Raw genomic sequence first — 21,749 nt, 5'->3', positions numbered from 1 at the left:
CGTTCCCGCGCCTGGCCCCGGAGTCAGGAGGTACCGCTTCCCCTCCCGCCCGTGTCAGCCAGTTTTCTTCCTGTTTCACCCGGACAGTGTCCCTCAGACGCCCGGACCCGCGAATCTCTGTTTTCTTCGGTGAAACCGGCATCAGGGCCGGCAGGAAGCTTTGTGGCGCCCGGCCAGCGATCGTCTTCCGGCAGCGACAATGACGATATCTTCGCCGCCATCGATCTCGGAACAAACAACTGCCGCCTGATGATTGCCGCGAGAGCGAACGGCGGCTTCCGCGTCGTGGACAGTTACAGCCGCATTGTCAGGCTGGGCGAGGGCCTGCACCGGACCGGCGAACTCGGCGAAGACGCCATGACCCGTACGATGGATGCTCTCCGCGCCTGCGCTGCGAGGCTCGGACGCAGAAAACCTTACGGCTTCCGGGCGGTCGCAACGGAAGCCTGCCGCCGGGCACGAAACGGCCGCGCATTCATCGAGCGTATCCGTGCCGAAACCGGCCTCGAATTCGAGATCATCTCTGGTCGTGAGGAAGCCGAACTCGCCGTCGAAAGCTGCGCCGGCCTGCTTTTCTCCGGCATTCATCATGACGCAGCCGGAACCGTTTCCATCAGAGCCCCCGGAGAACAGGCACAGCCCGGTCGTGGCCTGCTTCTTGATATCGGTGGCGGCTCAACCGAGATCGCATGGGTCCGCCTCGACCAAGACCGGCGGACCCATGATGTCATCGGTTTCATCAGCCTGCCGATCGGTGTCATCACATTATCCGAACAGTTCTCGTCCCAGGGACCTGAAGACTACCGTGCAATGGTCGCTCATGTCCGCGAGAATCTTGAGGCCTTTGAGACCACGCACAGAATAGGCCGGGAGATTCTCAGCGGCAGCGTACGCGTTGTCGGCACAAGCGGAACCGTGACAACCCTGGCGAGCCTGGATCTCGATCTGCCCCGCTATTCGCGTTGTGCCATCGACGGTTATCGCCTCGGTGTGATCAATGCACGCAAGGCGATTTCGCGGTTGCACCGCATGGGGAGCCGGGGCATGCATGCCCATCCGTGCATCGGTCCGGAACGTGCATCCTATGTTCTGCCCGGCTGCGCCATTTTCGAAGCCTTCCTGTCTCTCTGGTCGTCTGACATCGTCGTCGCGGACCGGGGACTGCGTGATGGCCTGCTGACCCGGATGATGCGGGACAGCGGAGCACCGGGAACAAAACGCAACGGAACCTCCGGCCCGCGTGGCAGGCAACGCCGGACGCACGGGTAACCGGGTGCCTCTCTGACAGAAGAAGTACATCTCTTGACCTCCAGACCTCCTCCGTCAAAACGTGGTTCCGGCAGCCATCCCGCTTCCTCGTCCGGAAGCGCCCAGACACCCCGCGTACCCGGACGCGCACTCACGAAGAAAACCGCACCCGGCACCCGCGCCGGTGATGATGACGGTCTCGCACCACAAAACATTCGTGCAAAGGCGGTGTCGCTCAAGAAGTCACGCGGCCGGACCACAGCGCAGCAGCGCTGGCTGGCGCGGCAGCTGAATGATCCGTACGTGCAGGCTGCTCATAAACAGGGCTGGCGCTCCCGGGCTGCTTTCAAGCTGATTGAACTTGATGACCGGTTCCATCTGATCAGACCCGGCCAGCGCGTGGTCGATCTCGGTGCAGCGCCGGGCGGATGGACTCAGGTTGCGGTCAAACGTGGTGCTGCCCGCGTCGTCGGGGTCGACCTTTTGCCGGTCGATGAAGTTCCGGGCGCGGAAATCATCGAAGGTGACTTCACAGATCCGGAACTGCCCGGCCGGCTGATTGAAATGCTCGGCGGCAGGGCAGATCTTGTTCTGTCCGACATGGCACCTAACACGACAGGCCACGCGCCGACAGACCATCTCAGAATCATCGGTCTGGCGGAAGGTGCGTTCGATTTTGCGCTCGATGTACTGGCCGAAGGCGGCACGTTCGTCGCCAAAGTCTTTCAGGGCGGATCAGAGAAACAAATGCTTGATCCGATGAAAAAGGTTTTCACCAGCGTACGTCATGCCAAGCCTCCCGCAAGCCGTAAGGATTCCAGTGAACTCTATGTAGTGGCAACAGGTTTTCGGCCCGAGCGACTTGCGGATCTGCCGCGCGGCAAGGAAGCGCAGGACAGTCTTTCCTGACGAATTCGTCATTTTTTGGCAGGATTGTCAGACATAATCTGAAACCTTCGCATGGGTTCTCCGTTTTATGAACGGACCTCAACGGAGGAGTTGCGTACCTATGACAACACAACAGACGGATAATACCTTTCTGTCCGATATTCAGACGCTGCGCGAAAAGGCCAGGAAATCAATAGGCGATGGTGCAGTCACCCCGGCTTACGAAGGTGACGTAAAGAAGGCTATCGAACTGCTGCAGACTGTGGTGGCTACAGAAGTTGTTTGTGTCCTGCGCTATACGATGAATTCAATTGCCGTTTCAGGTATCAACAGTGAGAGTGTTTCGGCCGAATTCGCAGAACATGCGCGCGAAGAGCAGACGCACATGCAATGGGCCGCCGAACGGATCGATCAGCTGGGCGGCGTGCCTGATCTCAATCCGGAAGGTCTCGCCACACGTTCTGCCGCTGAATATGGTCAGCCCGGCTCGCTGGTCGATCTCGTGAAACAGAACCTCGTCGCTGAACGCGTTGCAGTCGAGCATTATCGCGAACTGATACGTTATTTTGGAGACAGGGACCCGACCACGCGTATCATGCTTGAAAGAATTCTGGCCCAGGAAGAAGAGCATGCAACCGACATGCACGATCTTCTCGTGGCACACGAAGGCAGACCGTTCCTTGCAAGCTAAGAGCGGCGCAGAAGAAGCTTGGGATCGGTCAGGGAAAATACCTGACCGATTCTGTTCATTCTTTCAGACAATCTCGTTAATCAGCTTTTCGCCCCGTTCCAGCCAAGTAATGTTCTGACGCAGAATATCTGCAATCCGCCTCTCATATTCAGTATTGAATCTCCACCGGAAGGTTTTATCTTCCGCCGCCGGGCAACGATCCGCGTAAGCGGACAGAGATTAAATCTATACGATCCACCCCGCCACGCTTCTGACAGCCCGTAAATCTGAGCCAGAAATGATAGAGTGCTTTCTTGTCCCTGAAAATTAACGACATACTCCCATTTTCTCATCCAGCCAGATAGTGTAGATTTTATTTCTGCTTTTCATTTCTGTGAGGCGCAGCAAGATGACATCGTGCGAGGCGATCAAACTCGGCAATGCCGAGCGTCTCTGCGCGACGCGAACCATCGATTCCAGCTGTATTCAGCAGACGCTCGCCGCCAATACCTTTCAGCGCCCCACGCAGCATCTTTCGCCGCTGGCCAAATGCAGCGGCGGTCACCTGTTCCATCGCGCGGAATAATTTGATATCCGGTAGTTCCGGATGCGGTGTAAGTTCCACCACCGCCGACCAGACCTTCGGTGGTGGAGAAAACGCACCCGGTGGTAATCGCATGATCTGCGAACACACTGCGCACCACTGTGAAATGACTGCAAGCCGGCCATAATGCTCACTGCCTGGTTCAGCGCAGATACGCTCGGCGACTTCCAGTTGAAACATCAGCGTCAGACGTTCCCATGAAGCCGCCTGTCGCAGCCAGCCGATCAGCAACGGTGTTGCGACATTATAAGGGAGATTCGCCACAATCCGGCGTGGGGCAGGGCAGAGAGTTGTCAGGTCAAGCCGGGTAGCGTCAGCCTCAATCAGACGCAGTCGCTCTGGCGCTTCCTCCTGCAGTTCTCGGATAACGACCACAGCCCGCGGATCGATCTCTACAGCAGTAACCGAAGCTGCGTCGCTGTCGATCAGTGAACGAGTCAGACCACCCGGACCAGGGCCGACCTCGACAACGTGACGTCCGGCCAGTGGAGCCGACAGCTCAGCAATCCTTGTCGTAATAGCCGGGTCAAGGAGAAAATGCTGACCCAGTGCGCGCCGCGCATCAAAATTATGACGACTTATAAGTGAGGAAAGTGGCTCGCGCGTCATTTGTCTGATCAGGTTTTCGACCTCATCTCAATCACCGCCCTGCGGTGAAGGTCCCGATCCAGCTGTCGTGCTGTCTGCTCGACACGTTCGTTCAGCAACTGATCCGCGATCTCGCTTGGCGTCCGGCTTGCGAAGTTCTTAGTGGTTTTGGAACAGACCATCAGCAGAGCAATGCCATCTTCCGAGACCAGCGGCCGCGTCGTTTTGCCGGCAGGCAGGGTTCCAAGAACCTGCTGCATCTGCGGGTTCAGCCGTTCAAGCTGGAGTTCTCCTGGGTTGGATGGACGAACCTCTCCCAGCTTCTTGTTCGCGGCCACCAGATCCTCACAGCTATGGGATTGCTGCGCGATCTGGACAGCGGTCTGGAGAGCCTGTCGCTGCTGTGGTGTCGGGTTCTGCGGGTTCAGATGCTCGGCAAAAGGAATGAACGCCTGCCTTACATCCAGCAATGTTCCAGGCTGATGACCGATAATCCGTTTGCCAAGAACCGTCGCGATGACATAGCCGCCAGCCACTTTGATCGGGTTCGAAATCGCGCCTTCCGGCATTCGGCGCACCATAGCCACCACTTCCGGATCGAGACTATCTTCCTGAACCCAGCCCATTGATCCGCCATCAAGCGCGCTCTGCGCCTGCGAGAACTGCGCCGCAACAATCGAGAAAGGCGCGCCTCTCCGAAGCTCCTGAATGATGGTCTCCGTGAACTTCAGTTCTGTCTCGCTGTGACGGGCGTCTTCAACAGGAACAAAGATTTCACTAATGAAATATTCCGGGCGACCTTCCTGCTTCTGCAGAGCCTCTGTTCGCTGCGAAATCTCCTGTGACGTCATTCGGGAACGGGCACCCAGCTCCTGACGAAGCACCTGTGTCCAGCCGATCTGGACGCGAATCTGATCAATCAGCGTCGTCAGCGATACGCCATCCTGTGCGAGGCGGTCGCGCAGCGCATTTTGAGGCATCCCGTTTCGTTTCTCGATGCCCGAAATCGCGTCGGCAATCTGCTCCGGTGTAACATTAATATGCCGGGAAAGAATCTCCTGTGTGCGGAGCCGCTCGTCGATCAGTTGTCGGATGATCTGAGGGCGCATCCGGCTCATCACATCACCTTCCACGGGAAGGCCGGTTGAGAGTGCGAACAGCCGTCCGCGATTATCCACATCACGCTTTGTAAGCGGAATGCCATTGATAACCGCGATAATCGCATCCTGGGACTGTCCCAGCGGCTGTCCGGCTTCTTTCGCCGAATGAGGCCGGGCAGCCTCTACCTCAGCTGATTGTACCGATGAGTCGCTCTGGGACTGTTCATGTACACGGTGATGGTGTTGTGCATATGCACCTGTCGGGCAGAAGACCGGGCCAAGGGCAATCACAAGGGCAAGGGCAGACCCCGTAACAGAAAGGCTCAGTCTCATTCAGCTTGGTCTCTCACCGTCTTGTTGGGGCAGTTAGCTTTTATGGGGTAGTCGCTTTTACCGGAGTGTGGCGCATATTTGAAGCGTATTAAATTAGCAGGCAGGCCACCCCGGTTATCTGTCATCAGCGCTCTATTTCAGACCAAATGCACCAATGCTCTTCAGTGTGACAGTAAACAGGACGGTGGAGTTGCGCTGCTGACCACCAATCGTTGTGTACTGTTTCAGATACATGACATCCAGTCCGAAGCAGTCATTCTGAATCCCCGCATTTGCTCCGATCGCTACAAACTGCTTACGCGACAGCGCCCGACGGGCGAAGACAGAAGCATGCCAGCTTGCCCAGGATGTCGAAACCCCACCACTGATTTCATTCATACGCTGGTAATAGACTGAAGGTGGATTCGCGGTGCGATAGTCGTTCACATAATAATAAAACGGCGTTACAGGTTCCCAGACATAGCCGCCATTAATACCAAAATGCGGTCCATTGATATTGAACAGAGCATCACCGAAATCAATGTCCCCATTTTTGGGATTGACGCGCGTTCGTGCGGTAAATCCGAGATACTGCGTTGGCTCTACCCGAGCCCGGGCCACCACGTCGGACATGTGATGATTCAGGCCTGAATAGGGCAGGCGATCATGCTCGATATGCTCCTGGAAGCTCTCACCTACCAGGATGTCAACGACATGACCATTCCACGTCCAGTTGCCATGCATTCCGACATTACCGCGCAGGCCGCCATCAATCCGGTCCGTGCCCTGGAACCGGTTAAGCGAAAACAGCGTCGAGTCAGTGAACTCATAATTCAAGCTGTCTTCGTTCGGCATATTGCGTGACATGCCGTCACCTGTGTTCGGCGCATAAATCGCCTGGACGATTGGTTCGAAAATCTGCGTACCGTGACCCTTCATAAACTGGCGCAGAAATGGCCAGTTCATCTTCACCGCTACAGTGGGCACCACCTGGCCGACTACAGCCGTCCGTCCATAATTATAATAGGCTGGCTGCTGATAGAGATGGGTGGCCCGATAGACCATCGAATCAAGCCGCAGCGTCACCAGATATTTCTGGCCAAGGCTGGTCCTGAACGGCCTGTTCCAGTTCAGCTGCACTTCACCACGCTGATCTCTCACCCCATTGGAACGATAGACATAAAAATCGTTGGTGTTAACGCCCAGCCGGCCGCCAAAAATGTCAGGCTGCGAGAGAAAGCTGTATTCGTAATGAGGCAGAACGAATGGCAAATCACTGTTGCGGATGACACCCTGGTTCAGGCCCTGATAAAATTGCCCGTCGAGCCGACTGTAGGCGCCTGTTCCGAAGCCTTCGAGATACGCGGTAGAATTCAGTGTATCCGAGCCATAGCCCTGAACGCGATAATCGCGCATGTAGTTGGCAGAACTCGCAATCTGCACATTAAAGCCACCACGCCAGGCCTTTGTGATCGAGGCCTCACCACGGGCAAACACATACCCCTGAATGCCGCGATCGTTCTGCGCCCCGACAGCGTCGCCGAAATCGTTAGTGTATCCTTTGTGACGATAATCATCGTAGGCAACACCACCGAGAATATTAAGCGTGCCGAAATTAAAGCGATTACGATACTGGGTGCTGAGTTGAGGTCCGGTCTTTGTCGAGAAGAGTCCCTGCACTGTCAGATCGGACTGGTCGTCAATGACCCAGTAATATGGAATTGTGACATAAGTACCAAGATACCGATCATGCGGTGTGACGCCAGCCATCAGGAAGCCACTATGGCGTTTCGCAGACGGATCAGTCATTGAAAAATAGGGCAGATAAAGCACCGGTATGCCGAGAATATCCCAGTAGACGTCCCGAAAATCAATTTCCTGGTGCTGAAGGTCCTGCGTCGCGTTATAAGCGCGAAACTGCCAGAAGGGTGCTCGTGAAGGGTTCTTCGCGCAGATTTCACAGGCCGTATAAACTGCGCGTGTCAGGTCGTTGATCTTACCACCTGTCCGCCGCATGCCGTTGGCGGCCAGTTTTGCGTTATCGTTCATTAGCGCATTGACGTGCGTCATCACTCCATCACGCATGTTTCCCGTCAGTTCCGCATAATGAGAAAACAGGACCGACCCGTCCGGCTGGCTGGAGGCGACATTACCTGTCGCCGCGACGACACCCGTATTGCGGTCATACGTCATTTTGTCGGCGCGCATGATGCGGTCGCCTTGCCAGACTTGCACATTGCCAGTCCAGGTGACGACGCCAGCATGATCATCATAGCTTACCTTATCGGACTGAAAGGTGACAGGGTCATTCCGGGACGACGTGCTGCCCGTATTCACATGTAAGGGCGTCGGCCTGAACTGCGCATAGGCTGTCTGTGATGAAGCCGCGAAAAGAACGGATGCCGCGCCCAGTCCCATCCGGAAGGCACCCGTACCCGTCAGCAGCTTATGACTTTCCTCTCCCGTGTTTCTTAGCCGCGCGGCATCCGCGCGCCTGACCCTGCGGGAGGGGAAACGCGTGAAGCTGGTTATCGGAAAGGGCAATCAGCCGTCCTCCAGGTGCAATAGCAATGAGACCGCGAGGCAAAGTCCGGCTCCGGTGGGTGCCCAGGCTGCGAGCAATGGTGGCAGCGCACCTGAATTACCAAATTGTTCAGCAACTTTCGAGACTGTGAACAACAGAAATCCGGCGGCTACGCCCGAACCGATCATCTTTGCCACACCGCCCCGCCGCGTGGGCCGCATAGAGAACCCGGCAGCAACCAGCGCCATCGTTCCCGCAAGGATCGGAAGAGCAAGAAGCGCTTCAAAATGCAGCCGGTGACGAATCGATGAGAAGCCTGACCGTTCCAGCAGTCGTATAAAACCCGGGAGTGCCCAGACAGATAGCGTATCAGGGGAGGCAAAGCTCTCCTGAACACGGGCCAGGGTTAGATCCGTCGGTAAAAAGACAGTCTGCGGTGGTCCGGCAATTTCGTCCGGCCTCAGCGTGCGCGCCTGATTAAGCCGCCACTGTCCTGCCTCCAGACAACCAGAAGGCGCTTCGATCCGCAGAATGAGGTGGTCGTGCCTGTCGATGCGAAACACGCTGATATCACTGATCTGAAGTGTCCCGTGTGTCAGGTGTGTATCGCGTGAATGCAGAATCGCCACACCGCGCTCGTCGAGGCCTGAATCAAGTTGTCGCAGCCAGAGCGACGCGCCGGACATGGTCAGTGGACCACCTCCTGTGCGCAGATACTGTTCGTCCAGTGCCTCTGCGCGTCCGTACATTGCGGAGGATAACGGAGAGATCCCACCCGTCGTTAAAGCTCCGAGCGCCAGAGCGCAGGCGAGGGGGGCAGCAAGAAACTGCCACGCCGAAATACCTGCTGCACGGGCAACCACCAGTTCGGATGAGCGGGTCAGCCGCCAGAAACAGACGATTCCTCCGAGAAGCACGCCGAACGGCATGATCTCCATGAAGAAATAAGGAATATGCAGGCCGGCGATTTCGGTAACCAGACTTGTCGGCACGTCCGGCTTTGTAGCTACACGTCTTAGCAGATCGATAAAATCGAACAGACAGACAATTCCCGTAAGAGACGCCGTCATCGCGAGAACTGATAACATGAACTGACGCGCGATATAGATCGAAAGCGTGACGGAAATGACCACCAGACAGCCCTCAGATACCCGGACGGGAAGCAGACGGAACTGTCAGCCGTGCCGCTTTGTATTCAGAGCCAAACAAAAGTACCGCGCAGATCATGCCGGGGACGACAGCCTCCACAAGGATCAGCGGGATCAGCGTCATATTGCGGCTGGCAAGATTCTGCAGCAGGAGATTGAGCGCCAGAAGACCAATTACAGTCAGAACGGCGAAAAGCGGTCGGCTGATATTGCCGTGGCGCGAAAAAGCTCCCCGAAGGATCGCAACCATGCCGATCATTGCAAAGGAAAACGCAGTGAACGGAGATGTCATCCTTCGCCACCCTTCGACCGCAAGTTTGCCTCTGTCACGCTCGCTGACTTCCTTCGGGTCCGGATTGAGCAGTTCCGACAGAGACATTTCTGCCGCGTCGCGAGGGCGTACCTGATCGGATTTCGAAGATGTCAGATCGAGCGTGTTGCGATCAAATAACAGCAAGGTAAGGCGACCAGTCTTATGGTCGATTTCCTGCCGCGAGCCATCATACATCACTACGCGTGGCTGATCGTTGACAATCAGCATCGTGCCCCGCTCCGCAAAGATCGTCGCCCGACTGTTCGGAATACGGTCGTCCTCTACCATGATCCCTCGCAGCATTCCGGTGTGATCGCGTTCACGCACATACACGGTCATCGCCTCCGAGAGTTTCGTGAACACTCCCTCCTGAAGCAGGAATGCCGCCATCTTGTTCCGGATCTGAAATTCGAACTGCCGGAAATCCCGATAGGAAACAGGCACGATCCACAGATTAAGCAGGAAGGTGAGCAGCATCGCGACGGAAGCGCAGATCAGCCCGGGTCGGGCCAGTGAGAAAGGCGAGAGGCCTGCGGCGCGCATCACTGTAAGCTCGCGGTCACCGGCGAGACGAAGATAAACGAAAAGAGTCACTACGAATGTCGTGATCGGCAACACGACAGCGACGAATGATGGGATCATCAGGCTGGTAAGCTCAATGAACACTCGAAGCGACAGACCACGATCTACAACAAGCGATACGAATCTGAGCGACTGGGTGAGCCAGATCAGTGCGGCAAGACCACCGGTGGTTGCAAGCAACGCCATGAACAGCTGATGCATCACATACCGATCGAGTGTTTTTAATTTTAGCACGGGCAGAGCGGCCTTACGAGCGCCCGGATCGTCGCAGGTCTGGCAATCAGGTGATTAATGTAGCATTCGCTGTGCGTCTGATAACCCCCAACATGAGGTATAAAATATGCATAAATGACAGCGTTGCATGAGGAGGCGTAAACGAGCATGGCTCCTATTACTCCCTCTCTCGTGATCAGCAAACAACACAGACTATGAGGCCTGTGCAGATTTGTAACGGCGTTCTCATAGGAGTACACGTTTTCACGATCAGGGCCATGGCGGTACGCTACAGGCAATCTCCAAAGAAGCTGACCTAAATCTGTACGGGAGAACGTCCCTTAGCTCTCAGTACTCAGGCTTTTCACCTTTCGCTGGCACGGAAGTCGGCAGGCCCGGCGTTCCTGCATAAGTCAGGAGTACTTTGGTTTCCGTGTCTCCACTTTCGCCACGATGCTCGTCATCGACGGATTCTGAAAAGGCTTCTCCCTTATGGAAAGTATGTGCGGCTCCACTCGTCCGGTCATGAATGGTTAGCTGCCCTTCGAGGATATAGCCGGCATTCGGTATCGGATGTGTATGCCATGGGAGCGCGGTATGTGGTGCAAGAGTGATTTTGATCGTGGTCAGTTGGGGCTGGCCAGACGGGTAATGCGTATAGGCTTTTCCGTTCCAGGACGATGTCGATTGAAGCAGAAGTTCGCGATGAGCCGACTGTACTGTCTGCGCCTGCGTATTTTCCGGCGTAACCATAATCATTAAGACCGCACATGCTGCAAGGATAACTGCATAATATTTCATTGCATTTTTCTTTCCATAATGAACGCAGGACCGAGGAGTGGCACGGAAGCTGGGGATCCCAAAAACTACGATATCTGTGGCTTTCGCTGAAACAGGATCACAGAGCTTTGCCCTTGCCCGATCCTCGTTATAGGATCGATGCCTGCCAGAGATGCGGTTGATCTGTTCCGGGGGGAATATCGGCTGAAGAACTAGTGGCAACCGGGTTTGCAGGGGGACGAATGCGCGACACGATCAGATTCTGGCTGGGTGACGAATATATTGTCCTGCACGATGTGCTGCCGAGCGTGACCGCCCTCGACTGGCTTCGCGAAACCCGGGGACGGACTGGCACAAAGGAAGGATGCAACGAAGGCGATTGCGGTGCTTGTGCCATCATTATCGTCCGGCGCAACGCCTGTGCGGGCCATCTCTCATGGAACGCTGTCAATGCATGCATCCAGTTCCTGCCTATGCTTGATGGCGCCCAGATTTACACAGTCGAGGATCTCCGTGATCCGTCCGGTGTCCTGCATCCGGTCCAGTGCGCCATGGTGAACCAGCATGGTTCGCAATGCGGATTTTGTACCCCTGGCTTCGTTATGTCGATGGTTGCCTTCCGCAAACGTGTCGGCTCGATGATAGACCAAGTTACGGATGCTGACATAGATGATGCTCTGGCTGGCAATCTATGCCGTTGCACCGGCTACGCTCCGATAGTCCGGGCAATGCGCCAGGCTCTTGTCGCCGGGCCAGACCGCTTCGACGCTGAAATAAAAAAAATTGGTGAGCGGCTGACCATGATGGAGAGCGGAGAAGGGGTGTCTATCGCAACGAAGAATGCCCGCCTGACTATTCCTGCCAGCGCAGATGAACTCGCTGTTACTCTCATGGCTGATCCCGCCTCTCGCATCGTTGCCGGTGCCACGGATGTTGGCCTCTGGGTTACAAAACTTGGTCGCACACTGCCCCATGTAGTGTTCATCGGTCACATTCCTGAATTGCGGAAGATCACCGTCACCGAAGATGGCGCGACAATCGGCGCCGCGGTCACCTGGAGCGAGGCCGAAGCGCCGCTTTGTGCCGTATACCCTGAAATGCGCGACACCCTTCGGCGTGTCGCCGCCCGTCCGGTCCGAAACTCCGCTACGCTATGCGGTAATATCGCAAACGGGTCACCCATTGGAGACGGGCCGCCACTGCTGATCGCCGCCGACGCCGAACTTATTCTCAGGCGTGGCGATAAAAAAAGACGGATACCTCTTGAGGGCTTTTTTATCGATTATGGGGTCCAGGATCGCGCTTCGGATGAATTTATCGAAGCTGTTTTTGTGCCGGTCCCGAAAGCGGGTACAATGTTTCGCGGCTATAAAATTTCTAAACGCTTCGATCAGGACATTTCTGCTGTCATGGCTGGATTTTCGCTGATCATCAGCGACGGTATTATCCGGAAAGCCTGTCTCGCTTTCGGTGGCATGGCTTCCACACCGAAGCGCGCTGCTGCTGCCGAAGCCGCACTGACTGGCAATCCATGGGACGCTGCTGCGCTTGCCGCCGCTCGTGACGCCATCAGTCAGGATTTCGCGCCGCTTTCTGATCTACGTGCTACATCGTGGTATCGTCTGGAAGTTGCTCGTAATCTGCTGACCCGTTTTTATGTCGAAACAACCGGATCTGATACAGCGCAGGTTTCCGTCTGGAGCATCCATGGGGAGGCGGTCAATGTCTGAGTCCGACAGCGCATTTGATCTCGGAGCCGGTATGGTGGGACTTTCCACTGAAGTCATCGACGGAACGACAGCTGAAGCGACTGCCCTGGACTCCCGAACGGCGTCGCACGATGGCACATTGAAACTTGTGGAGGGAAGTGCGTCGCAGTCTCAGCGTCATGAGAGTAGCATTCTCCATGTTTCCGGCGGTGCTGCCTATATCGATGATCTGCCTGAACCAAAAGGTCTTCTGCATCTGGTGCCCGGTCTCAGCACGAAAGCCCATGCACGCATCCTCGCAATGGATATGGAAGCAGTTCGCGCCGCGCCGGGCGTCGTTCTCGTTCTGACAGCAGAAGACATTCCTGGTCATAATGACGTCAGCCCTGTCGGAAAACATGACGAACCACTTCTGGCAGAAGACATTGTTTCCTATTATGGACAGATGATTTTCGCTGTTGTAGCCGAAACCCGTGCGCAGGCCCGCGCCGCCGTGCGGCTGGCTAAAATCGAATACGAAGATCTGCCTGCCATTCTCGATATTGCTCAGTCGCGGGCTGCTGGCAGCCCGCTTGTCTGGCGCTCTCTTACCATGAGTCGGGGAGATGCCGAAGCCGCGCTTTCGAGAGCTCCGCGCCGCATATCGGGTAGTCTGAGTGTTGGCGGCCAGGAGCATTTCTACCTCGAGGGACAGGCCGCAATGGCTGTTCCCGGCGAGGAGGGCGAAATGCGGATATGGTCCTCCACTCAGCATCCCACCGAAACCCAGTTGATGGTCACCCATGTGCTCAATTGTCCTGGTGCACTTGTTACGGTCGAGGTACGCCGCATGGGTGGCGGTTTTGGCGGTAAGGAAACTCAGGCCAACGGTCCGGCCTGTCTTGCGGCTCTCGCCGCATCCCTCACTGGCCAGGCGACGAAACTGCGTCTCGACCGCGATGATGACATGGTCATAACTGGAAAACGCCATGATTTCGTCATCGATTATGATGTCGGCTTTGATGATGATGGTCGTATCTATGCTGTCGACATGGTGCTCGCTGCCCGCTGTGGCTGGTCTGCTGATCTCTCCGGTCCCGTCACCGACCGGGCTCTGTTTCATGCAGACAACGCTTATTATTATCCGACCGTCCGCCTGCGTTCCGAACCTCTGAAGACTAACACGCAGTCCAATACGGCCTATCGCGGTTTTGGTGGCCCTCAAGGCATCGTCGGCGCCGAGCGTTTAATCGAGGAAATTGCATACGCTACGGGCCTCGATCCGCTGGACGTGCGTCTTCGCAACACGTATGAAACCGGAACACCCCGCGATCTGACTCCCTATCACATGAATGTCGAAGATAGCATCGCGGCGGATATCATGAAAACACTTGCCGAAGACTGCGACTATAAAGATCGTCGGAAGGCGATCAGGGCTTTCAACGGAAAAAGTCATTTTATCAGAAGAGGTATAGCACTCCTTCCGGTTAAGTTCGGTATTGCTTTTACGGCCACTCATTACAATCAGGCCGGTGCTCTCGTGCACATCTATACGGATGGCTCCGTGCAGGTGAATCATGGCGGGTGCGAAATGGGGCAGGGACTGCATACCAAAATGGTTCAGATCGTTATGCGCGAATTCGCGCTTGAAGCTGACCGCGTGCGTATTACCGCTACAAATACAGGCAAAGTTCCGAACACCTCTGCAACGGCAGCCTCCTCCGGTGCCGATCTTAACGGGATGGCCGTGCTCGATGCCGTCCGTAAGATCAAAACCCGTCTGGTAATATTCGCTGCTGAACACTGGTCCATTCCGCAGGAACAGATATCTTTCACACCGGAGGGTGTGCTGGCTGGCAAAATTCTGATCCCGTTTCCAGATCTGATTAAAGCCGCCTATTTTGCCAGGATATCTCTGTCATCAAACGGGTTCTACAAAACACCGAAGATTCACTGGAATCCCGATACGGGTCGGGGTCGCCCATTCCTGTATTTTGCTTATGGCGCCTCCTGTTCCGAAGTCGCCGTCGATACGCTAACCGGTGAGATGCGCATCGAGCGCGTCGATATCCTGCATGATGCCGGCCAGTCGCTGAACCCGGCCATCGATATCGGCCAGGTCGAAGGCGCCTTCGTGCAGGGTGCCGGATGGCTGACAACGGAGGAACTCGTATGGGACGCCTCCGGCCGGCTCCGGACACACGCCCCCAGCACTTATAAGATACCGGGCTGCTCTGATCGTCCGCGTATTTTCAATGTTCGCCTGCTGGATAATGCGCCTAACCAGGAAGAGACGATTTTCCGCTCCAAAGCCGTGGGCGAACCGCCTTTCGTACATGGCCTGTCCGTTCTTCATGCCATATCCGATGCGCTTGCCAGCCTGGATGATTATCATACCTGCCCACGCCTTGATGCGCCTGCTACACCGGAAACTATCCTGCGCTGCGCCAGCCGTCTTCGTGCGGAGGCCTCTGGCCGTGCAGCAGCAGGGACTGCGTGAGAGGACCAGATGGATGGCATCTGTGAGACCATTAGCCGCTGGCGGCAAATGGAGGCTCCTGTTGCGCGCCTGACCATCCGGAGAGCGCTTGGCTCTACTCCGCGAGAAGCAGGTGCTTTCATGCTGGTGAATGCCAATAAAAGCTGGGGCACGATAGGCGGAGGTGAACTCGAATGGCGAGCTATCCGGGAGGCCAGATACATGCTCACGGGAGACGGTGGTACTGCAGAACTCATCATCCCGCTCGGACCGGAGAGTGGGCAGTGTTGTGGTGGCAGTGTTGCCGTCGAAATCGAATGCCTTGATGACCAGGGCCTCGAACGCGTGGCTGAAGAGTTCAGAACTGAAATTACTCGCCTTCCCGTGCTGCTGCTTTTCGGAGCTGGCCATGTTGGGCGAGCCCTTGCTGCTGCTCTGGTGCTGTTGCCATTGCGTCTGATCTGGGTGGATTCCCGTCCTGAGGAGTTCGGGATTGTTCCACCGGGAGTCGAGATCGTATCGGATGGAGCCTGGGAGCGTGTCGTCGCCGGGGCTCCCGCTGGTGCGGGTGCCCTCGTCCTGACCCATAATCATGCTCTGGACGGCGTGATCGTTGCTGAATTGCTCGAGCGCGGTGATCTGACTTATGTCGGAATGATCGGTTCAATAACGAAACGCCGGCGTCTGGAGCGTGCGTTGCGTGAGGTGGGCCTGTCCGAAAGCCGCATTGCCTCTCTGGTGTGCCCGATTGGAAATCGCGGGATCAGAGACAAGCGTCCGGCCATCATCGCCGCTTTCGTCGCGGCGGAAATTATTGAACGGCTTTTGCACCGGAAGAATAACGCACTGTGAGGCCGTGGCGTCCAGGACAGGTTATGCGGCTGCATGACCGGGCCATTCTTTATTTCGACGCAGTACGTGAATACGGTTCTATCCGTGAGGCCGCACGCCGTCTGAACATCACACCTTCTGCTCTCACCAGACAACTCGGTCAGATGGAAGCCGAAATCGGGGCGCCCCTCTTCGACAGACTTCCCGGCGGCATGGTAATGACTGCCGTAGGAGAAATCGTCGCACGTCATATTGTCACTGTCGTGCAAGACGCCCGCCGTACGGACGAACGCATCGCCGCATTGCGAGGAGGTCAGGAGGGACGTGTCAGTGTGATGGCGGTCGCCGGGGTCATGGGTGGTCTCCTGCCACGTATCCTGAAGCGCATGATGACGCGCCATCCGGGCATCGTCATTCACGCTGAACCGGGATCACCCGGTATGATCGCCCGCTCTCTGAGCAGCGGTCAGACTGATCTTGGTATCGCTTTCTCACTGGAGCCGCTGACCGATCTGCGTCAGATCACCGTCGCCACATTTCCGGTCGGCGCTATAGTGCCGGAAGGCCATCCTCTTGCCCGAAAAGCCACAGTTTCGGTCTCTGAATGTCTGAAATTTCCCCTCATTCTGCCATCTTCCACCCTGTCATTAAGATGGGTCATGGAGCCTTTCCTCCGCTCTCAGCGCGAACAGTTGCGTATCGTCGTGGAGACCGGTTCGATCGAACTGACGAACCGCATGGTCGCCGAGGGTGCGGGTATAGCCTTCCAGTCCTGGCTGGCGCTCGAACCAGGTAATACAGGCCTGGTACACGTCCCACTGCGCGATGTCGGCGCGACGACCGATCTCGGTGTTTACGTTCGCGAAGCACGCTGGTTGCCGCCATCACTGGAAGCGCTGATCGCAGAAGTCCGAATTGCGCTCGGAGAGACAGATGGTGGAGCAGATTAGACTGCCATCAACTCATATCCGTTCACGGATACTACTCTGAACGGGTGTTCGGACAGCCATTTTTGTTCAGGCGGGTGCTTCTGCCCGAATAATGCTCCTGAGGCGCACGGATACGTGTTTCCGTTCCTGCGAAAATGCCTGCTAGGTCAGGCTATTTCAGAAAAAGGTGAGGCGGATATGTCAGATGCCGGTCTCTTCTCGCTCGCAGGACGACGAGCTCTTGTAACGGGGGCTTCGCGCGGCATCGGTTTCACTCTGGCAAAAGGTCTTGCGGAACATGGAGCAGAACTTATCCTGAATGGTCGTAATTCAGACCGACTCGAAGAAGCCAAAGCAGCCCTCGCGAAGGACGGGCTGAAAGCGGTGACCTCATCTTTTGACGTAACTGATCAGACCGCCGTCATCGCCGGAATCGATGCAATCGAGCGTGACGTTGGTCCGATCGACATTCTGATCAATAATGCCGGTATCCAGCGGCGCGCTCCCCTTGATCAGTTTCCACGTGCTGACTGGGATGCGTTGATCGCAACAAATCTGAATGCTGTTTTCTTCGTCGGACAGGCTGTCGCCCGCCAGATGATCCCGCGTGGGCGTGGCAAGATCATCAATATCTGTTCCGTGCAAAGCGAGCTCGCTCGTCCGGGAATCGCTCCCTATACCGCGACAAAGGGTGCCGTAAAGAATCTGACCAGAGGCATGGCGACCGACTGGGCGAGACACGGCCTGCAGATCAATGGTCTTGCTCCAGGGTATTTCGAGACGGAAATGAATGAGATTCTGGTAGCGAATAAGGAATTCACCGAGTGGCTTTGCAAACGCACGCCTGCGGGACGCTGGGGACGTGTTGAAGAACTTGTCGGTGCAGCCGTGTTCCTTGCATCTGACGCATCAGGTTTCGTCAATGGTCATGTCCTGATGGTAGACGGCGGCATCACCGTGTCTGTTTGAAAAAAGACGGTTTCGGTGATTATTCGCTTTGCCTGCCGATATATGTATTTGTCCTCCGGTCTTCGATCTGAAGTGACACAGTGAATTGCTCAGCGCGTCAACATTTCACGTGCGGCATGGTGTTTCCAGTAGAAAACCTGAGATGCGGACCATCGTCGCAGGCCATGGGCATCACGTTTCCTTTAGAAACATTATCCGTATTGCGTCACGACGTTAAGAACGTGATCAAAACAGGAACGAGGAGTTCTCACGGGATGAGCGCAATATTTGCCATCTCTCTGGCCACCGCCGCAATTGTCGCGCTCGTCATCCTGATCGCGCGTTTTCGCCTTAATCCATTCATCGTTCTGTTCGTAACGTCGATCGTCATGGCGCTCGTCGCCGGTATGCCTGCCGATAAAGTCGTCGGTTCGTTCGAGGCCGGCGCAGGGCATGTGCTCGGTCATGTCGGAACGGTTATAGCGCTCGGCACCATGCTCGGAAAAATGCTCGCCGAGTCAGGTGGTGCTGACCGCATTGCACTTACGATCTCGGGTTTTGCGGGCCGGGGCCGCGTCGACTGGGCCATGCTGGTGATTGGCCTGCTTATTGGTTTGCCGGTCTTCTTTGAAGTCGGCTTCGTTCTGCTTATTCCATTGGTCTTTGTACTGGCGGAGCGCACGAAAACTCCACTGCTGCGCATCGCTCTTCCTATGGGTGCTGCGCTGTCAGTCACCCATGCGCTGATTCCGCCCCATCCCGCAGCGCTCCTCGCGGTCAGTGCTTATCATGCCAATGTTGGTCATACGATCCTGTTGGGAATTCTGATCGGTATACCGATCGCCATTATCGCCGGCCCTGTTTTTGGACGTTTTGCCGCCGCTCATATTTCACTTACGGAGGCAAATCCTCTTGCCGAACAATTCGTGCATAGCGATGTCCAGACCAGTCTTCCCAGCTTTTCGCTGACTGTATTCACGATCCTGTTGCCTGTTGCCCTCATGCTCCTCGGATCAGCAGGCGATCTTCTGACCATACCGCACAGTGCATTGAATGACGCCCTGCATTTCGTCGGCAACACTGACATCGCGCTTGTCCTTGCTACGATCATGTCTTTTTATACCCTTGGTAAGACCAGAGGATTTTCCGCCGAGACAATTCTTCGTTTCACCAATGAAAGTCTCGGACCCACAGCGCTGATCATGCTGCTGATCGGTGCCGGAGGGGGTTTCGGCCACGTCCTCGTGGATAGCGGTGTATCAAAGGCCATCACCGATGCAGCTCTCGTCGCTCATATGCCGCTGCTTATCCTCGCCTGGCTTCTCGCTGTCATCGTGCGTATCGCGTGCGGCTCAGCAACTGTCTCAATGGCCACAGCATCAGGGATCGTCGGGCCTATTCTCACACATTCCACGGGAGTTTCACCTGAACTTATGGTTCTGGTAACCGGCGCAGGGTCGGTAGCTCTCGGTCCGATGAACGACGCTGGTTTCTGGCAGGTCAAGGAATATCTGGGGCTCACTGTGCCGCAAACACTGAAAACCTGGTCTGTGCTCGAGACCCTGATTGCCGTGTCTGGCCTTGTTTTATGTCTGATCGCATCTGTTTTCGTGCATTGAAAGCGCTGTGCTACGAAAAAAGCTCAAAAGTAGATATTGTCCGGGAGTCCAAAAACAATGCTTCTGGCCAATCTTTCAGACAAGTGAACTGATCGTCGCCTGGCACCTGCTCATCACTCTTGGCAACCATACTCTTTCTGCCAGTTAGATGTCAGGCGCATTGTCATGTTCAGTGACAGATTACGTTATGTTCTTACATTTAACATTTCCTGAAGAATGATTCATCACGATATTAGGGCGTGGCGTCAGTTAACTTCGATGATAGTTGCGACGAGTTGGACAACTGCGAGAAAGGTTGATTTCAGCTTGTCATAGCGTGTTGTGATACCTTTGAACTGCTTCAGTCCATACCGACGCATCCGCATTCTCCCTGAAAACAGCGAGAAAACATCACAGATTAAGCGGAAGTACAAGCCTCATGCACATCTCCCACTAACTGACGACAGGCCATACACATACAGAGGATCGACAGCGGACATTGAGGCTGGGCCTCCGGCAGCCCCGCTTAGGCAGGGTTGTTGGGCTACCTGGTTCCTGATTCTGGAACGCGCAACAGAGACCGGTTCTTCCTTGTCCGGACTGTCTGGTCTAGGTCACTCTCACGTCATGTGACGTGAGCCCAACCATCCCAAATTGCGGCCTCGCGACACAGGGAGGCCCATTCCTGATGATGTCATAACAGGCGGTTTCAGGAAGACACGAACAGAGCACGAAATGAAAAGATCAGTTCCTGTCTTTCTGGATGAAAGATGGAAGAAACGGATTATCCGTCTGCATGGAGTCTTTAGACGGCAGAGCCGCCGCATCCCAGCCGCCACCCAGCGCCCCGATGAGACTGACTGAGTCGACAATCCGGCTCTGCTGGATCGCCAATGCGGTCTCAGCATTCGAAAGTGCCGTTACTTCAGCAGTAATTACTGTTGTGTAGATCTCCGTGCCGGCCAGATACTGATTCATCGAGACACTGACCGCGCGATTAGCTGCAGCAAGCGCGATTTCCTGCTGCGCTGCCTGATCAGCTAGAATACGCAGATTAGACAACTGATCTTCCGTATTCTGCAATGCCGTCAGTACTGTCTGCCGGTACGCGGCAGTATACGCATTGTAACTGGCATTCGCTTCATGAACCGCTGCCGTGCGCGCTCCCCCCTCGAAAATTGTCTCGGTTGCTGCCGCTCCGAGAGACCAGATTCGATTCGCAACCTGAACAAGAGCGCCAACAGGATCACCGCTGTAGGAATAGGATGCCGTCAGTTTCACATCTGGATAAAATGCGGCAATGGCTGCTCCGATTTTTGCATTATATTCCTCCATACGCCGCTCGGCTGCCGCAATATCCGGTCGGCGTTGAAGAAGCGTTGCCGGAACAGAGACCGGAATGGCAGGAATGCTTCGTGGCAGCATCCCTGGCGCAATATTGAGATCAGCTGGCGTTTCACCTGCCAGTACTGCAATCGCATGCTCATACTGTGCGCGTGTGATCCCGGTTTGTATTTCCTGCGCACGCGTCTGTTCAAGCTGTGTTCGGGCCTGCAAAACAGTCGTTGGATCAGCCACTCCGGCCTGGAACTGGTTTTCGGTAATCTGCAAAGACCGTTCATAGAACTGAACATTGCGATGCAGCAGATCTTTCAGGCTGTCCTGATAACGCAGATTGAAGTAAGCGGTCGCAAGCTGGATCTGATACGAAAGAGTCGCATTTGCCAGATCGGCAGCCGTCGCCTGAGCCTCAGTGACCTGAGCCTGAATCTGCCTGCGAATGGCCCCCCACAAATCGAGATCCCAGCTTGCGGTTGGCCCCATGCCATAAGTCGTCTCCGTCGTGTTCGACGGCGTATAGCTTGTCTCCGTACTGCCCGATCCATAATTGACCAGAACACCAGACGAAGCATTGCGTGATCCACGACCCGTGCTGTTCCGGTTGAAACTCAGAGACCCGCTCAGAGTGGGGTAGAGTTCAGCCCGGATGGAGTTGATAGCTGCTCGCGCTTCCCGGTACTGCGCTTCATACTGGGCGACATTCTGGTTGCTGATGGCGACACGCTCCTCAAGGCTGTTGAGGAGGGGATCATTATAGACTGTCCACCATTTTCCCTTCTGTGCCGCTGCGAGAGAAGGCTGAGCATATTGCCACCCCGGCGCAGGACGCAGCTCCTTGAATTTTGGCGAGATGATTGCTGTCGGGCGTTTATAGTCCGGTCCCACCATACAGGCGGAAAGCACCAGAGGTGTTAGCAAAAGAATGGTGCGCCAGGCGGGGCGGCTGGGAGTCTGAATCATCATCC

Annotated in this window: 16 protein-coding genes; 9 read left to right on the top strand and 7 right to left on the bottom strand. The window is 55.7% G+C overall.

Features of this window, described 5'->3' with window-relative positions; all coding sequences use genetic code 11:
* The first annotated feature begins 162 nt into the window (after positions 1 to 162).
* From GOB93_RS13060 to GOB93_RS13050, 3 genes are all read left to right on the top strand, one after another.
* Positions 163 to 1,269 (top strand): Ppx/GppA phosphatase family protein, encoded by a 1,107-nt coding sequence (locus tag GOB93_RS13060; protein ID WP_338422374.1) that lies wholly within the window; start codon positions 163 to 165, stop codon positions 1,267 to 1,269.
* Between the two features lie 33 nt (positions 1,270 to 1,302).
* On the top strand, positions 1,303 to 2,157 hold the full coding sequence (locus GOB93_RS13055) for an RlmE family RNA methyltransferase (protein ID WP_173583943.1): 855 nt from the start codon (positions 1,303 to 1,305) through the stop codon (positions 2,155 to 2,157).
* Positions 2,158 to 2,257: 100 nt separating this feature from the next.
* Entirely contained in the window at positions 2,258 to 2,827 is a 570-nt protein-coding gene (locus tag GOB93_RS13050; protein WP_173583942.1) for a ferritin-like domain-containing protein, read from the top strand.
* Between the two features lie 352 nt (positions 2,828 to 3,179).
* On the opposite strand, the gene rsmA is transcribed toward GOB93_RS13050, so the two are convergent.
* The 6 genes from rsmA to GOB93_RS13020 form a co-directional block, all read right to left on the bottom strand.
* On the bottom strand, positions 3,180 to 4,019 hold the full coding sequence (gene rsmA, locus GOB93_RS13045; RefSeq protein WP_173583941.1) for a 16S rRNA (adenine(1518)-N(6)/adenine(1519)-N(6))-dimethyltransferase RsmA: 840 nt from the start codon (positions 4,017 to 4,019) through the stop codon (positions 3,180 to 3,182).
* Between the two features lie 8 nt (positions 4,020 to 4,027).
* Complete coding sequence (locus GOB93_RS13040; protein WP_173583940.1) at positions 4,028 to 5,431, bottom strand: peptidylprolyl isomerase; 1,404 nt, start codon at positions 5,429 to 5,431, stop codon at positions 4,028 to 4,030.
* Between the two features lie 132 nt (positions 5,432 to 5,563).
* Positions 5,564 to 7,828 carry an LPS-assembly protein LptD gene (locus GOB93_RS13035; RefSeq protein WP_173583970.1) on the bottom strand — a complete coding sequence of 755 codons (2,265 nt, stop codon included), beginning with the start codon at positions 7,826 to 7,828 and terminating at the stop codon, positions 5,564 to 5,566.
* Between the two features lie 126 nt (positions 7,829 to 7,954).
* On the bottom strand, positions 7,955 to 9,067 hold the full coding sequence (gene lptG, locus GOB93_RS13030) for an LPS export ABC transporter permease LptG (protein WP_173583939.1): 1,113 nt from the start codon (positions 9,065 to 9,067) through the stop codon (positions 7,955 to 7,957).
* 10 nt (positions 9,068 to 9,077) lie between these two features.
* Positions 9,078 to 10,211, bottom strand: coding sequence for an LPS export ABC transporter permease LptF (lptF, locus tag GOB93_RS13025; protein WP_338422373.1), 1,134 nt, complete (start codon positions 10,209 to 10,211; stop codon positions 9,078 to 9,080).
* Between the two features lie 327 nt (positions 10,212 to 10,538).
* Positions 10,539 to 10,991, bottom strand: coding sequence for a cupin domain-containing protein (locus GOB93_RS13020; protein ID WP_173583938.1), 453 nt, complete (start codon positions 10,989 to 10,991; stop codon positions 10,539 to 10,541).
* 221 nt (positions 10,992 to 11,212) lie between these two features.
* Here GOB93_RS13020 and xdhA point away from each other — a divergent pair, with 221 nt between their 5' ends.
* From xdhA to GOB93_RS12990, 6 genes are all read left to right on the top strand, one after another.
* A complete protein-coding gene (gene xdhA, locus GOB93_RS13015; RefSeq protein WP_173583937.1) occupies positions 11,213 to 12,700 on the top strand; it encodes a xanthine dehydrogenase small subunit in 1,488 nt (495 codons plus the stop codon).
* Positions 12,693 to 15,158 carry a xanthine dehydrogenase molybdopterin binding subunit gene (gene xdhB / locus GOB93_RS13010; protein ID WP_242010764.1) on the top strand — a complete coding sequence of 822 codons (2,466 nt, stop codon included), beginning with the start codon at positions 12,693 to 12,695 and terminating at the stop codon, positions 15,156 to 15,158. The genes xdhA and xdhB overlap by 8 nt, the downstream gene beginning before the upstream one ends.
* 9 nt (positions 15,159 to 15,167) lie before the next feature.
* Positions 15,168 to 15,989: a xanthine dehydrogenase accessory protein XdhC gene (xdhC, locus tag GOB93_RS13005; RefSeq protein ID WP_173583936.1), complete on the top strand. Its 822-nt coding sequence runs from the start codon at positions 15,168 to 15,170 to the stop codon at positions 15,987 to 15,989.
* Between the two features lie 23 nt (positions 15,990 to 16,012).
* Positions 16,013 to 16,918, top strand: coding sequence for a LysR family transcriptional regulator (locus GOB93_RS13000; RefSeq protein WP_173583935.1), 906 nt, complete (start codon positions 16,013 to 16,015; stop codon positions 16,916 to 16,918).
* Between the two features lie 177 nt (positions 16,919 to 17,095).
* Positions 17,096 to 17,866, top strand: coding sequence for an SDR family oxidoreductase (locus GOB93_RS12995; protein ID WP_173583934.1), 771 nt, complete (start codon positions 17,096 to 17,098; stop codon positions 17,864 to 17,866).
* 254 nt (positions 17,867 to 18,120) lie between these two features.
* The gene (locus GOB93_RS12990; RefSeq protein WP_173583933.1) at positions 18,121 to 19,464 is read left to right on the top strand and encodes a GntT/GntP/DsdX family permease; all 1,344 of its coding nucleotides are present in this window, start codon (positions 18,121 to 18,123) and stop codon (positions 19,462 to 19,464) included.
* A 723-nt stretch (positions 19,465 to 20,187) separates the two neighbouring features.
* On the opposite strand, the gene GOB93_RS12985 is transcribed toward GOB93_RS12990, so the two are convergent.
* Entirely contained in the window at positions 20,188 to 21,744 is a 1,557-nt protein-coding gene (locus GOB93_RS12985) for an efflux transporter outer membrane subunit (protein ID WP_242010767.1), read from the bottom strand.
* Between the last annotated feature and the right edge of the window lie 5 nt (positions 21,745 to 21,749).

Source organism: Acetobacter musti, from assembly GCF_011516835.1.
Classification (GTDB): domain Bacteria; phylum Pseudomonadota; class Alphaproteobacteria; order Acetobacterales; family Acetobacteraceae; genus Acetobacter; species Acetobacter musti.
The sequence above is the reverse complement of the archived record's forward strand: the minus strand, read 5'-3'. Positions and strand labels throughout refer to the sequence as shown.

Coding starts and splice junctions, on each gene's coding strand:
- GOB93_RS13050 (WP_173583942.1), top strand. CDS start 2,258: ATGACAACACAACAGACGGATAATACCTTTCTGTCCGATATTCAGACG.
- rsmA (WP_173583941.1), bottom strand. CDS start 4,019: ATGACGCGCGAGCCACTTTCCTCACTTATAAGTCGTCATAATTTTGAT.
- GOB93_RS13040 (WP_173583940.1), bottom strand. CDS start 5,431: ATGAGACTGAGCCTTTCTGTTACGGGGTCTGCCCTTGCCCTTGTGATT.
- GOB93_RS13035 (WP_173583970.1), bottom strand. CDS start 7,828: ATGGGACTGGGCGCGGCATCCGTTCTTTTCGCGGCTTCATCACAGACA.
- GOB93_RS13020 (WP_173583938.1), bottom strand. CDS start 10,991: ATGAAATATTATGCAGTTATCCTTGCAGCATGTGCGGTCTTAATGATT.
- xdhA (WP_173583937.1), top strand. CDS start 11,213: ATGCGCGACACGATCAGATTCTGGCTGGGTGACGAATATATTGTCCTG.
- xdhB (WP_242010764.1), top strand. CDS start 12,693: ATGTCTGAGTCCGACAGCGCATTTGATCTCGGAGCCGGTATGGTGGGA.
- xdhC (WP_173583936.1), top strand. CDS start 15,168: ATGGATGGCATCTGTGAGACCATTAGCCGCTGGCGGCAAATGGAGGCT.
- GOB93_RS13000 (WP_173583935.1), top strand. CDS start 16,013: ATGCGGCTGCATGACCGGGCCATTCTTTATTTCGACGCAGTACGTGAA.
- GOB93_RS12995 (WP_173583934.1), top strand. CDS start 17,096: ATGTCAGATGCCGGTCTCTTCTCGCTCGCAGGACGACGAGCTCTTGTA.
- GOB93_RS12990 (WP_173583933.1), top strand. CDS start 18,121: ATGAGCGCAATATTTGCCATCTCTCTGGCCACCGCCGCAATTGTCGCG.
- GOB93_RS12985 (WP_242010767.1), bottom strand. CDS start 21,744: ATGATTCAGACTCCCAGCCGCCCCGCCTGGCGCACCATTCTTTTGCTA.